The organism is Planococcus donghaensis (genome assembly GCF_001687665.2).
In the GTDB taxonomy this organism is placed as follows: domain Bacteria; phylum Bacillota; class Bacilli; order Bacillales_A; family Planococcaceae; genus Planococcus; species Planococcus donghaensis.
In genome coordinates, this window is record NZ_CP016543.2 from 2,915,694 (window position 1) to 2,929,510 (window position 13,817).

A 13,817-nucleotide genomic window follows, 5' to 3' on the forward strand; every position below is an offset into this window, starting at 1 on the left:
TTTATTTTTTATTTATTTCGAACCAACCCTTGAGTGATTCGATCCATTACAATCGCTAATACTACAATACCTAAACCGCCTGTTAGACCAAGGCCAACGTTTACGGTAGAAATACCTTCAAGAACTACTGAGCCCAGTCCTGGAGCTCCAATCATCGATGCGATAACTGCCATTGATAAGGCAAGCATCATGGTTTGATTAATACCAGCCATAATAGAAGGCATAGCCAGTGGCAATTGAACTTTATAAAGCAACTGCCATTTTGTGGATCCGAAAGCTTTTGATGCTTCTACAACGTCCGCCGGAACTTGGAGAATTCCAAGTGTTGTCATACGTACAGCTGGTGGCGTAGCAAACACAAAAGTCGCGATAACTGCAGGAACATTCCCAAGTCCGAATAATAAAATCGCTGGTATTAAATAAACAAAACTTGGCAATGTTTGCATAAAGTCTAAAACTGGTCGGACAATGCTAGCCATCGTTTTATTGGTTGCTGCTAATATCCCCACTGGAATACCAATAATGACTGATATTAGTGTAGAAACAATAACAATCGCTACTGTTTGCATTGCTGCTTCCCACAATTCAACAGAACCTAAATACAAGCTACCTAATAATGCAAATAAAGCTAGACCCTTGCCGGAAAACTTCCAAGCAATCAATACAAGAATTAGGACCAGTACTTCAGGGGGCGTGACAAGCAATAAATTGGTTACTCCGTCCACAAATGTTCGAAGGCTATCACTGATGCTGTCAAAAAAATCACCTGTGACCGGTAAAAGCCAATCATCTACAAATCGATTTGTCCATTCTTCAATGGGTAATGTGAAATAATTCATGGAGTCGTCACCTCTTCTTTCCCTAATACTAAGCCAGAAAGAATTGAAACCCGTGAGACAATTCCAAGTAATTTTCCGTTCTCAATTACTGCCAGTGGATATTTCGCTTCGACAGCCACACCAAAGAGGTCATTTAAAGGGGTATCTGGAGAAATCTCATGAATATCTTCTATTAATACCGTTTCAATTGCCAGCTCTTTTTTATAAGCATTGATGGCATTATCAATTGTTAGTAATCCTTTGAAGTTGTTTTCTTTGTCTACTACAAAGATACTTGAAGCTCCTGCATCTTCCATCTTGCGAACAGCAGCTAACGCACCACTCTTATCCATCATATGAACTGCTGGCTTTTTCATAACATGAGAAGCCATAAGCACTTTTGAGCGGTCAACATCTTTAACAAAGTTCGAAACATATTCATTTGCAGGGTTTTCCAATATTTCATCAGCTGTCCCTACTTGAACAATTTCACCATTTTTCATTATGGCAATACGGTCACCTAATTTCAGTGCCTCATCCAAATCATGTGTAATAAACAAAATCGTTTTTCCCAGTTTGTTCTGTAAATTTAATAATTCATCTTGCATTTCTTTACGGATCAATGGATCGAGCGCACTAAATGCCTCATCCATTAAAAGAATATCTGAATCATTAGCTAGTGCTCGCGCTAATCCAACACGTTGCTGCATTCCGCCACTCAACTCTTTTGGATAGCTTTGTTCATATCCTTGTAAACCAACATCTTCTATCGACTTCTGGGCGCGCTTATTCCGCTCTTCTTTTTTGACCCCTTGGATCTCAAGACCGTACGCAACATTCTGTAAAACGGTACGATGCGGAAATAACCCAAACTGTTGAAACACCATGCCTAGTTTTTTTCGTCTAGTTTCAATTAAATCGTTTTTACCCATTTCAACAATGTTTTGGCCATCAATCAGTACTTCACCTGAAGTTGGCTCGATTAACCTGTTTACTAAACGGATTAATGTTGATTTACCACTTCCTGATAATCCCATAATAACAAAAAATTCGCCGGCTTCTACTGAAAAAGAAGCTTGGTTAACGCCTACTGTCATGCCAGTTTCAGCTAATATATCTTCTTTTTGATCACCGTTCAAAAGCCTTTTCAACCCTTGTTGGGGATTAGAGCCGAAAATTTTTGTTAAGTTATTCACTTCAATCTTATTCATCGACATGCTCCTCATTAGTTTGTTACAGATAATCAACGAAAGCCGATTTTTCTACCTGCTTGTTTTGGTATCGGCAACTCTTTTTGTTTTTGTGCAAGTATCTCTACTTGTGTAGCTATTTTTTCTGGAAATGGTGCTGGTTTTCCTTGTGCAGAATCCATTCCCATCCACATTTGCTCACTTGTGGCGACTAGCTCACCAGCTGAGTTGGTCATTGAAAGAAAGGTATGCAATCTTTTTGCGTCACTATCTAACAACCTTACCTCAATCGCCAAGTTGTCCTGTTCGTGTACTTCTTTCAAATAACATAAATGTGTTTCAAGAGTAAAGATGGTGTAGTCGAGCTGATGCCGAGCATCTTCAGTTAATCCTAAAAAATCGATAAAATGATCTGTTGCTTGGCTGAATACCTTTGCATAGGCCGCATCGTTCATGTGGCCATTATAATCAACCCAATCACTTTGAACCTTTTCTTCGTATCGAAAAGATGATTCCCCCACACAACTCAGCTCCTTTCTACATTGTTTTCACAACCGTTAGTTACTTAGCTGCTGTCGTTTCTGGCCAGTACGATTCGACCAAATCCAGTAACTCAACCAAGAACGCATTGCGCTTATTTTCTAACTCTGCAATTGTCGTGTCGTTGGCATGACTTTCACAACCTATGATTACTTTCTCTTTCAATTCTTCTGTTAGTTCAGGCGCTTCAAGCTTAGTCCAAGGTAATTTTAATGCTGGCCCAAATTGTTCGAGCATATGGCGCATCCCTTTTTCGCCACCCGCAAGGTGGAAGGTAAGAAATGGACCCATTTGAGCCCAACGAAGACCGGCTCCATAAACGATCGCAGCATCGACTTCTTCTGTAGTCGCAACTCCATCATTTACAAGATGTAATGCTTCGCGCCATAACGCTTCCATCAAACGGTCGGCTAAGTGACCTTCAATTTCTTTTTGGATGATTAAAGGTTTCATCCCGACACTTGCGTAAAATTCTTTAGCACGATTTATCACATTCGTATCCGTCTCATTGCCCGCAACTAGTTCAACAAGCGGCAAGATATACACCGGGTTAAATGGATGAGCAACAACCAACCTTTCAGGATGCTTTAATCCAGCTTGCAAAACGCTTGGCATAATCCCTGAAGTACTTGAACCAATTATTGCATCCACTTTCGCATATGTATCAATGGTTGCTAGTACAGATTTTTTCAAGTCTTCTCGTTCAGGCACGTTTTCTTGGATTAAATCAGCTTCGTAAACAGCTTCTTCAATCGTTGGCATAAAGGTTAATCGGTTCCGGTTTGCTCCTTTAGCCAATCCGATTTTTTCTAAAGACGGCCATGCTTGATCTAAAGCTTTTTGTGTCCGCTCTTGCGCACCTTCTGCAGGGTCAAACGCAACCACATCTAAACCTTGAGCTAGAAAGCGTGCTATCCAGCCGTTTCCGATTACGCCCGTTCCAATTACAGCTACTTTGTTAAACGAAGATAAATGCTCGCTCATTATTTTTCACCTCCGTATGGGTTTCGCAAATTAAAATGAATACGCGCTTCCTGAGGTGTCATCACTTCTACATTCGCTGTGTGTAATTTTTTCACTGCTTGATCTACAAGTTGTTCATTACGTGCAAAGACGCCTTTGCCTAAATACAAATTGTCTTCAAGCCCGACACGAACATTTCCACCGTGTTGCGCAGCCATTTCCAAAATCGGCATTTGCATCCGGCCAATACCGAAAGCGGACCAATGAGCATTTTCTGGGAGACGGTTTTTCATATACAGCATTGTTTCTTCATCTGCTTCAGCTCCCCACGGGATACCTAGACAAAATTGGAACATTGGATCTCCATCGATCAAACCTTCAGCAATCAATTGCTTTGCAAAACGCAGATGTCCTGTATCAAAACATTCTAGTTCAGGTTTTACGCCACTTTCTTGTATCAACTTTGCTTGTTCACGTAACCATTCTGTCGGACTCATGTAAACCATATCGCCAAAGTTGACACTCCCGCAGTCTAGCGTACACATTTCCGGAAGCAAACTGCCAACCGGTTCGTGTCTTTCTTTAGGCGTCTGCATATCTGTTCCTTCTCCACCAGTTGATGGATTGGCGAGGTTAGGGATAAAGTCTCCTCCCCCACCTGAAGTAATGTTAATAATTACATCGGTTTCAGCTTCACGAATGCGTTCAATGATTTCTTTGTAATGATCTAAATTATGGCTAATGCCACCTGTTTTAGGATCACGAGCATGAACATGCGCAACCGTTGCGCCCGCTTTTGCCGACTCGATTGCTGAATCTGCAATTTCTTTTGGCGTGACAGGAACATATTTGTTCTTGCCAACGGTATCTCCAGCTCCCGTTACCGCTGCTGTCAATAAAACTTTTTGTGTCATGTAACCTCTCCTGTATTTTTAGACATTTATTTTTTAATTTACTTTTTATTCCATATAAACAATTAACTTGTTTTTCTATACTTTAAACTGTACCATCCAGACGGTTCTCCTTCAAGGCGATTTCCTGTACAAATGACCAGAATATTCGGCGTATATACCTCGCTAACGTAGACGCTCACTGGGTTGAGAGAGTTATTAAAAAAAATAAAAAAATCGCATCATTTTGTTTAATGACACGATTCCAGTTTACTCATTTATCCATTTTTTCATTTTTATATAAATTTCTTTTTTCTTATGTTCGTCTAAGTGATGGATGTCAAAAAGCTCTGATAACCAAATTCCATCTGCTGCCAAACGAATAATTGTTGCTTTGACTGGATCAATTCCATCATCTTCTATGGCAGCTTGCCATTCGTTATAAAGATCTCGAATCGGATCCAGCAAATCAGAATTCACAGCTTTTGCAGCTAGTAAGCCTGCATGCATTTCTTTGTTAGGATAAGTATTGTTAAATGTTACATCTGCGTATGCACTAATCCACTTTCCGTGCTCTTGAGTTGATTCTTCTACAGAAGCAGAAATTTTTTCTCGATAATTCCCAGCTAGATGTTCCACCATTCCTTTTACCAACGCCTCTTTAGATGGAAAATGATAAAGCAACCCACCTTTACTAACACCTGCCTCGATTGCGACTGCCTCTAATGTCAGATTAAAAATACCACGCTCACTAACAACTTTCGATGCCGCATGAAGAATTTCAATTTTCCTAGTTGCTCTAGCCATAAGCATCTCCTTTACTGAGTGAATTTTACTTTACTATACTTCGTGGACGGTTTTTTTTCAAATTCCTTTTAGCTTATCTATTTATAAAACGGCTGTCTTTTGCTACTGACAATAACCTGCAAATAAACTAAACAAAAAAGCTGATTCTACGAAGAATCAGCTTTTCAAAACTAGGATTACTCTAACTTAGAGTTTCTACTCATTAGTTTCTTCCTCGTAAGGGGTTATCGAGTCAGGAGTTGTGGCCAAATCACACCAAGAAACAATTCCGATGATGCGATCGTTTTCAACAATGGGCAGTCGGCGAATTTTGTGTGTAGTCATCAATTCCGCTGCCTGCTCAGCGCTTAACTCAGTTGTACCTGTAATGACTTCTTCCGATAAAATTTCTGCAATGGCCGTATCACTCGGTAATTGTTCGGCTAAGCCACGAACGACGATATCTCGATCTGTAACGATGCCAACTAAACGACCTTTTTCACAAATAGGAATAGCACCAACGTTTATTTCACGCATCATTGAGGCAACTTCTTGAAGTGTTGATTCGGGCATACACGTTTCGATATCTGTTGTCATGATTTCTTCAATTCTCATCTTCTTGCCTCCCCATGTTATCTCATACTATACCTTAACCGTTTTAAAGGAGAGCAAACGTCAATTCCTAAAAGAAGGAAGGAGTCAGTTCTAATGAACTGACTCCTTCCTTCTCAATTAGGATTATTAACCCATTTTTAGCTCGATTATTCCACCAATTGAATAAATTGTTTTGTGCGTTCGTTTTGCGGATTTTCGAAAAACGTTTTTGGATCTGCTGATTCAATAATCGTCCCTTTATCAATCATAATTATGCGATCTGCCACTTCTTTCGCAAATTTCATTTCATGGGTAACGACTACCATCGTCATACCTTCTTCGGCTAGTTGCTTCATAACTTGAAGTACCTCACCAACTAATTCTGGATCCAATGCCGAAGTTGGCTCATCGAATAACATAACCTTTGGCTCCATTGCAAGAGACCTTGCAATAGCGACGCGCTGTTTTTGTCCGCCTGACAGCTTGCTTGGATAGACATTTGCTTTATCTTCCAAACCTACTTTTTTCAATAATTCCATTCCTAAAGCTTTTGCTTTTTCCTTTTTCATCTTTTTAACGGTAATTGGTGCTTCGATTACGTTTTCCAATACCGTCTTATGAGGAAATAAGTTGAAATGTTGGAACACCATACCGACTTCGGCACGAATGTTTGTTAAATTATCTTTTTTCGGATTTACCGTATGACCATCAATGATGATTTTTCCTTCATTGATCATTTCAAGAAAGTTAAAGCATCTGAGAAGTGTACTTTTACCAGAGCCACTGACTCCAACTAGAACAACCACTTCTTGAGGCTTTACATGAAGGTCTACGCCTTTCAGCACCTCGAGGTCACCAAAGGATTTATGAATGTTTTCTCCAATAATCATGTTAGTTCCTCCTTAGGCTTTATCGACATCGAGTTTATTTTCATACCAACGCAATAGATACGTAAAGATCATTACAAGCACCAAGTAATACAATGCAACAACTAAGAAAGATTCAAAAGGTTGGAAAGACTGTGCTGCCTCACGGTTCGCGAGCGCAAAAATTTCCGATACCCCAATAATATAAACAAGAGATGAATCTTTTAATGTAATGATAAACTGGTTGCCAAGTGGCGGAATTGAGCGACGTAATGCCTGCGGGAAAACAATACGTTGCATCGTTTGTTTCCGGTTCATACCAAGTGACATACTTGCCTCACGTTGACCAGGGTCAACGCCTTGAATCGCACCACGGAAAATTTCCGCAATATATGCACCATTATGGATACCTAGAGCAATTGCACCAGCCCAGAAATTGTCCATTGTATAAATTTCCACAATCCCAAAATACAAGAACATAATTTGAACGATGAGTGGTGTCCCACGGATAACTGTAATATACAGGTTCGCAATTCCTTCCAAAATTTTTGAACCCGAGATTTTCATCAATGCGAAAATTAAACCAATTACAGTACCTAGAATAACACCGATTGCAGTTAATTGAAGAGTAACAACGGTAGCTCTTAGGAATCCTGGATAGGTCCGCATGAATACTTCATAGACTGTTGAAAATAACTCTAACATACACACCATTCCTCCTTATCCTAATTGATTACTTGAGGATTTCGACTCCTTCAAGATCTACATCAAGGAGGTTACGGCCAAACCATTTATTCGAAATTTCATCATACGTGCCGTTTTCGATAATTGCTGCTAATGCTTCGTTTACTGCAGCTAAAAGTTCTTCATCGTCTTTGTTAATAGCAACAGCTGCTTGTTCAATCCATAATGGATCGCCAACCATTTCGATTTCAAGTCCAGCATTTTGTGCTTCAAAGCCTACTACATCGGCAGTAATAACTGCGTCTAAACGACCTTCAATTGCTAAATCCTGCAACGCAACAACGTCACTATTATAGTACTGAATATCGTCTGTATATTTTTGTGCTGCTGTATCGTACGTGCTTTGACCAACAACGCCAATTTTTGCGCCTTCTAGGTCTGCTTCAGATGTGATTTCTGTATTTCCAGCTTTCGTGAAAATTACCCCACCTGAATAATAGTATGGATCAGAGAATGAAATCTGTTTTTCACGTTCTTCTGTAATGGCCATCGATCCGATAATCGCATCAAAACGATTTGTCGTTAACCCTTGAATAATTGTTTCCCAAGGCGTAGTGACCGGATTTGGTTCAAGACCCATTTCTTCTGAAAGTGCGTTACTAATATCAATATCAAATCCTGTTAAGTCGCCACCTTCTGTAAAGTTGAATGGCTTATAAAGACCACTTGAAGCCGTCGTGAATTTTCCTTCTTCAACTAAATTCAAATCACTGTTTCCACCATCTGTGTTTGAACCTTCCTCCGAACTAGATGAGTCGTCTCCTCCACAAGCTGCCAATAACATTCCTGCAGAAAAAATGACGCTTAAAAATGATAATTTCTTTTTCATTTTGTTCTCCCCTTTTCGTTTATAATTGACCAAACCGCGAAAGCGTTTCGGAAATTCCTAGTATCAAAATTTCTTACATAAAAAGCTCTCGATCTTTGTAGACTGCTTCTACTTTTGACAAATTGTCATTTACCTTAGCATGTTCTTTAACATAAACAAAACGCATAATCGAAGTTAAAAGCGCATGAACAGATGTGTATGAATCGATATTCAAATTCGAGTTTACAGATACGGTTAGCGAATAGTCTGCATAAGTAAGCGCTGGCGATTCCTTAGAGTCCGTTAATACGACAACTTCTGCGCCTTGGGCTTTAGCACTCCTCAGCGTATCAATAGCAAGCTTGGTGTACCGGGGAAAAACAAAGGCAATTACTAAATCCCCTTTTCCCAATTTGGCAAGTTGCGTGTAGTACTCTCCCGTTGAAGGATACATAGTTTCCGTATGGCCCAGCACAAGATTTAACCAATTGGCGAACCAATGAGCGATACCATAATCAAAGAAGTTTCCAGTAACGTAAATTTGATCTGCTTGACTAATTTTATCGACAACTTCCAAAAGTTTTTCTTCATTTATCGATTTTTTCAGTTTCACAATACTCAAAATATCCGCATCTAGTAAATTCTCTAAAAAAGACTGATCGGCGACAGGCTCTGGAATTTTCTGCTCTGCCTTTTCCAATCGTTCTTCTGCTAACTTTCGCTGCACGACTTGTTGAAATTCTGCATATCCCTTGTATCCAAGTTTTTGTGTCCACCGAATCACTGTAGATTCACTGACATTTACTCGCTTGCCTACTTCAAGAGCAGTAGAGAACGCTAAAAAAATAGGTTCTTTAAAAAACAAATCGCTAACCTTTTTCTGGCCCGAACTAAATTCTGTATAAGAATTAGATACACTCCGCAGTAATTCCTGCATATTTAACGCCTCCACTTGAAGAACACACTCATTTACTCTTCAAAGTATACTATTGTGCAGGAAAACCTGCAATAGTTTACAGAAAATTCTATAGAAACTATTTTTACAGATTATTTATAAATATGTATAAATAGCCGTTCTTAAAGGGTTTTAGGCATTAATCTAAATACAAATAAAGTACGAATAAAGCGTGATAATTATTTTTTCGAAGCTGTTTTGCAACATCACATCAACCATTTCCCTAAAACACTATCCCCTTTTTTATCCAATTTAAACCCAGAAACTAAAGCACGCCTCTGTCCTGCATCACTTGTTTTTATATTCTTCTCCAGTTCCTATATAATCTTTGTATAAGTAATTTATTGAGGGGTTGTTTGGCGTGTGGGAAAACCGGATATTTAAGCTGTTTATTTTTTGGTATATTTGTGGAATTATCCTTCTCGGATTTGACCTTTTACCTTCATGGTTGGAATGGGCAAATGCATTTTTTTTAATTTTGGCTGGCACTCTTGGCTTTCTATATTTTCTTAATCGCTTTGATGTGCTTAGTGGATCTGTTCTGAGCGCTTTTATCTTCTTCTCTACTTTTATAGTTGAATGGGCAGGTTCGGATAGCGGTTTCTTATTTGGCTCTTACGATTACACAGAGCATTTTGCCCCAAATATATTTGGCGTGCCTATCGCAATTGGATTTGCTTGGTTAATGGTTATGGCTACCACACACGTCGTGGCACGTTGGATAATTCCAGCCGGCGGTTTTTTCTACGCTGTGGTTGGAGGGATTGGTGCTGTAATTATAGATTTGATCATTGACCCAGTAGCCTATCAAGTCAAACAATATTGGATTTGGGAAGATACTGGTCTTTATTATGATATTCCTTGGACGAACTTTTTTGGCTGGTTCGTAGTGGCCTTTGTTCTACACGTTGTAATCGACTTCCTAATGAAAAAAAAATCTTTGGTTATTGCTGCCGAACAGCCTGAAAAGCGTATGGTGCTTTTATATGTATTAATGATTGCTATGTTTGTTATGCTCGGATCTATCGGTGGTTTATTATTAGCCGCTTTCTTAACTACTGGATTAACCACTTTGATCGTTTTAGTGGCTTGGAAGAGGCGACCAGTATGATCAAAGCCACTAAATCTGCTTTGTTTGAAACCGGCTTCAACTTGTATTTAACGCCACTTATTCGATTTTCTTTTAGTCGTTTACTTGGTCAAGGAGTAAAAGCAATTCCTCAAAAGCCCGTATTATTTATCGCCAATCATAGCTCTTGGTGGGACGGTTTGGTGTTCTTTTACTTAAATCGGACGATTTGGCATCACGATATTCATATGATGATGCATGAAAAAGGACTTAAGAAATATTCTTATTTCCGCTATCTTGGCGCATTCTCTATTAATCGTGAGAAACCAAAAGAAATTCTGACTTCACTTCAATATGCTGAAGCTTTATTAAAGCAAGGAAAATCCGTTATTCTTTTTCCGCAAGGCGATGAATTTCACCTTGAAAAGAGGCCGCTCACTTTTCAATCAGGTGCCGCTTATTTAATGGAGAAGTGCCCTGAAGTTTCTGTAGTGCCAATGAGTTTCTACTATTCTTTTGGACACCAACAAAAACCTGAACTTTGGGTTCGTCAGCATGCGGTGATTTCAAACGAAGAAATTGCTCAGTTAACAAGAAAAGAGAAAACCTTATACCTTCAACAACTTTGTACAGAACAACTTGACCACTTAAAAAGTGCAGTCATTAGTGAAAATAGCGAAGCGTTTCAGTCTCTCGGAAAAAGGAGAAGTTGATCATGATTCTTTATATCGGAATCCACGTATTTTTTTTAGCCTGGATTATTATTAATCGACTATTCCTACCTTCCTTGCCAAAGCAGCCAAAGCTTACTTGTGAACCTTTTGTTTCTGTCTTGGTCCCTATGAGAAATGAAGAACGCAATGTGGCTACACTTATAAAATCCTTAAAAAACTCTACGTATCGTCAGTTGGAATTTATCATCTTAAACGACCAGTCAACAGATGGGACTCAACAGGCACTTACTCAAGAAATTGCAGGAGACTCCCGCTTCAAAATTATTATGGGCCAAAAACTCCCTGAAGATTGGGTCGGAAAAGTTCACGCTTGCCACCAATTACAACAGGAAGCTTCTGGAGAGTATTTATTGTTTGTAGATGCAGACGTTCGTTTTCGTCCAAAAGCTATCGAGCAATCACTGGTGTTGCTTCAACGAAAACGAGCGCAATTGTTAACCGGATTCCCTGCTTTTGATGTATCACCTTTTCTTAGCAAATTGCTGGTTCCCATGTTGCATTTTGTAGTATTGTTTCATCTCCCCGTTTTTCTAGCTAATCACACCAAATTTAAAGCAGCCACTGCCGCTAATGGAATGTGGATGATGTTTGAATCATCAAGTTACCGAAAGATTGGGGGACATGCAGCAGTTTACAATTCATTAGTTGAAGATGTTCATATCGCCAGGAAAATAAAGGAGCACGGTTATAAAGTCGTATTGGCACACATTACAATGTCCGTAAAATGTCGTATGTACGATACTAACGCAGAAGTGTGGGAAGGATTTTTGAAAAATAGTTACGCCGGAATTGGCCGCTCTCCTGTCATGGCTTTTTTCCTCATTCTCTTTTACTTTATTTTCTATATCCTTCCCCCGTTTCTCGCAATCTATGGCATATGGAATGGATTTTATTTATGGGCGGTTCCATATGCGTTAACAGTAGCTCAGCGGTGGTACATTGATATGGTGACCAACCAACGTTGGTACTTGGCGTTTCTCATACCACTGCAAGCTTTAGCAATGCTTGCTGTACTCACACAATCTATGCGCAAGTCTTTAAAAAAACAAGCTTACTCATGGAAAGGAAGACATTATTCATGAAAAAAATTGTCATCGTTGGCGGTGGACTGGGTGGATTGGCTTCTGCGGTGACGCTTGCCCATGCAGGGTTTGACGTAGAACTATTTGAAAAAAACGATCATTTTGGTGGGAAACTGATGCCTGTGCAACTTGGAAATTATCATTTTGATTTTGGCCCAAATACCATTACAATGCCGAAAGTTTTCACCAACATTATTTCGCAAACAGGAGAAAACCCACAAGACTATTTAGATTTTATCCCATTAAAAGCGCATACTCGCAATCACTTTCCCAACGGTAGTTTTTTTGACTTTACAAACAATCAGCAGCAGATGATTTCTCAGCTTCAAACAATCGATGCCCAAGCGGCAATGAATTACCCTACTTTCATCAATGAAATTAGCCGTTTGCATAAACTATCCGAACGTTATTTCTTCCCAGTAACGTTTCAATCGTGGCGCGATTACTTGTCACCATCACTTGGTTTCGCACTTTTCCAAGTACGTCCTGTAGAATCTATGCATCACTTTTTCCAGCGTTATTTTACGAACCCTTTCTTGGTTCAAGCCTTTGACCGGTATGCGACATACATCGGCTCGTCCCCTTACCAAGCACCGGCTACATTTTCCATGATTGCTTATTTAGAGTTGGTCGAAGGCGTTTACTATACAAAAGGCGGAAACACAAAAATTGCTGAAGCTTTTGCTGCCGTTGCAAAAAAAGCTGGGGCTAAACTGCATTTAAATACAGCCGTTACTAAAATTATTACAGACAAGGGTCAAGCGACGGGCATCGAACTCCAAGATGGGACCTCTATCTCAGCTGACAAAGTAATTTTAAATGGAGATTTGTTATCGGTTTTTCCTGACTTAGTCGCAGAAGACGTGCGTCCGTCTTTATCTGATAAAAAGATAGCGGCGTTTGAACCTTCGATATCAGCGTTTGTGATTACCGCAGGCTTAACGAAAAAACTCGATATGCTAAAACATCACAATGTTTTTTTCTCATCAGATTATAAAAAAGAATTTACCGATTTATTCGAGACTGCTGCATATAGCGATGAACCAACCGTTTACATCAGCAATTCCTCTTATACAGATCCAGCTATTTCACCCGATGGAGACAATTTGTTTATCTTAGTCAATGCCCCGGCCTTAACTAAAGAAGGGCATCTTCAAATCAATCCTGAGTTGTATAAAGAACGTATTTACGATTTTTTGTTTAGCTACGGCGTTGATATCCGAAGCCACTTAGCAGAAGAAAGAATTTTCACACCTGCTTTTATTCGCGAAAAATTTGGGTCGTTCCGAGGAGCTTTATATGGCCCATCTTCTAACCGAAAAAAAGATGCTTTTTTGCGCCCACCAAATGCAAGTCGCGATATTCAAAACCTTTATTTTGTTGGGGGCAGTACGCACCCTGGGGGTGGGTCACCGATGGTTGTTTTAAGCGGATTGAATGTTGCGAAGAAGATTATCCACATGGCTCAGCCAAAATAATTGGATAGACGACAAAAAGACACTTAAACGCGGGTTCCCTCCGTGTTTAAGTGTCTTTTTCAATTGTCTTCAGGCAAGGAATCGAATTCTTCTTTTTTCTGTTCAAGCCATATTTTCATTTCTTCCGATGTGAACTTGCCCATATTATTCATCGCATCTAAATGAGCTTGATCTCCTTGCTGAAACATCTCTTTTCCATGTTGTTGACTTTTTTTCGCTATTTCCTCAAAAGAATTCGCACTAAATGGTTGATCGCAGGCACCTGCTAGTTGTTTACAGGTCATGGTCTTCATTATTGTG

General features: G+C 39.6%; 16 protein-coding genes. 4 read left to right on the forward strand and 12 right to left on the reverse strand.

The window, feature by feature from the left end; translation table 11 throughout:
- Window positions 1-8: 8 nt before the first annotated feature.
- The 11 genes from BCM40_RS14375 to BCM40_RS14425 all read right to left on the reverse strand — a co-directional run bounded on the left by BCM40_RS14375 (window position 9) and on the right by BCM40_RS14425 (window position 9,136).
- Window positions 9-839, reverse strand: coding sequence for an ABC transporter permease (locus BCM40_RS14375; RefSeq protein WP_065525283.1), 831 nt, complete (start codon window positions 837-839; stop codon window positions 9-11).
- Entirely contained in the window at window positions 836-2,029 is a 1,194-nt protein-coding gene (locus BCM40_RS14380; RefSeq protein ID WP_065525282.1) for a quaternary amine ABC transporter ATP-binding protein, read from the reverse strand. Before BCM40_RS14380 ends, BCM40_RS14375 begins: the two co-directional genes overlap by 4 nt.
- Window positions 2,030-2,061: 32 nt before the next feature.
- Window positions 2,062-2,529, reverse strand: coding sequence for a thioesterase family protein (locus BCM40_RS14385; protein ID WP_065525281.1), 468 nt, complete (start codon window positions 2,527-2,529; stop codon window positions 2,062-2,064).
- A gap of 40 nt (window positions 2,530-2,569) precedes the next feature.
- Window positions 2,570-3,532 (reverse strand): 3-hydroxyacyl-CoA dehydrogenase NAD-binding domain-containing protein, encoded by a 963-nt coding sequence (locus BCM40_RS14390; RefSeq protein WP_065525280.1) that lies wholly within the window; start codon window positions 3,530-3,532, stop codon window positions 2,570-2,572.
- On the reverse strand, window positions 3,532-4,425 hold the full coding sequence (locus tag BCM40_RS14395) for a beta-keto acid cleavage family enzyme (RefSeq protein WP_065525279.1): 894 nt from the start codon (window positions 4,423-4,425) through the stop codon (window positions 3,532-3,534). Before BCM40_RS14395 ends, BCM40_RS14390 begins: the two co-directional genes overlap by 1 nt.
- Before the next feature lie 246 nt (window positions 4,426-4,671).
- On the reverse strand, window positions 4,672-5,208 hold the full coding sequence (locus tag BCM40_RS14400; RefSeq protein WP_065525278.1) for a TetR/AcrR family transcriptional regulator: 537 nt from the start codon (window positions 5,206-5,208) through the stop codon (window positions 4,672-4,674).
- Window positions 5,209-5,403: 195 nt separating this feature from the next.
- Window positions 5,404-5,802 (reverse strand): CBS domain-containing protein, encoded by a 399-nt coding sequence (locus tag BCM40_RS14405; RefSeq protein ID WP_065525277.1) that lies wholly within the window; start codon window positions 5,800-5,802, stop codon window positions 5,404-5,406.
- A gap of 146 nt (window positions 5,803-5,948) precedes the next feature.
- On the reverse strand, window positions 5,949-6,671 hold the full coding sequence (locus BCM40_RS14410; RefSeq protein WP_065525276.1) for an amino acid ABC transporter ATP-binding protein: 723 nt from the start codon (window positions 6,669-6,671) through the stop codon (window positions 5,949-5,951).
- 12 nt (window positions 6,672-6,683) lie between these two features.
- Window positions 6,684-7,352 (reverse strand): amino acid ABC transporter permease, encoded by a 669-nt coding sequence (locus tag BCM40_RS14415; RefSeq protein ID WP_065525275.1) that lies wholly within the window; start codon window positions 7,350-7,352, stop codon window positions 6,684-6,686.
- Between the two features lie 28 nt (window positions 7,353-7,380).
- On the reverse strand, window positions 7,381-8,220 hold the full coding sequence (locus tag BCM40_RS14420) for a transporter substrate-binding domain-containing protein (protein ID WP_065525274.1): 840 nt from the start codon (window positions 8,218-8,220) through the stop codon (window positions 7,381-7,383).
- A 73-nt stretch (window positions 8,221-8,293) separates the two neighbouring features.
- Window positions 8,294-9,136: a MurR/RpiR family transcriptional regulator gene (locus tag BCM40_RS14425; protein ID WP_065525273.1), complete on the reverse strand. Its 843-nt coding sequence runs from the start codon at window positions 9,134-9,136 to the stop codon at window positions 8,294-8,296.
- A gap of 379 nt (window positions 9,137-9,515) precedes the next feature.
- Between BCM40_RS14425 and BCM40_RS14430 the strand changes: the two genes are divergently transcribed.
- Genes BCM40_RS14430 through BCM40_RS14445 form a run of 4 tightly spaced genes read left to right on the forward strand, consistent with a single transcriptional unit; the run spans window position 9,516 to window position 13,517 of the window.
- A complete protein-coding gene (locus BCM40_RS14430) occupies window positions 9,516-10,265 on the forward strand; it encodes a carotenoid biosynthesis protein (RefSeq protein WP_065525272.1) in 750 nt (249 codons plus the stop codon).
- Window positions 10,262-10,936, forward strand: a complete 675-nt coding sequence (locus BCM40_RS14435) for a lysophospholipid acyltransferase family protein (RefSeq protein WP_065525271.1) — start codon at window positions 10,262-10,264, stop codon at window positions 10,934-10,936. The genes BCM40_RS14430 and BCM40_RS14435 overlap by 4 nt, the downstream gene beginning before the upstream one ends.
- Before the next feature lie 2 nt (window positions 10,937-10,938).
- On the forward strand, window positions 10,939-12,039 hold the full coding sequence (locus BCM40_RS14440) for a glycosyltransferase family 2 protein (protein ID WP_065525270.1): 1,101 nt from the start codon (window positions 10,939-10,941) through the stop codon (window positions 12,037-12,039).
- Window positions 12,036-13,517, forward strand: a complete 1,482-nt coding sequence (locus BCM40_RS14445) for a phytoene desaturase family protein (protein WP_065525269.1) — start codon at window positions 12,036-12,038, stop codon at window positions 13,515-13,517. Before BCM40_RS14440 ends, BCM40_RS14445 begins: the two co-directional genes overlap by 4 nt.
- 59 nt (window positions 13,518-13,576) lie before the next feature.
- On the opposite strand, the gene BCM40_RS14450 is transcribed toward BCM40_RS14445, so the two are convergent.
- Entirely contained in the window at window positions 13,577-13,810 is a 234-nt protein-coding gene (locus tag BCM40_RS14450; protein WP_065525268.1) for a DUF1059 domain-containing protein, read from the reverse strand.
- Between the last annotated feature and the right edge of the window lie 7 nt (window positions 13,811-13,817).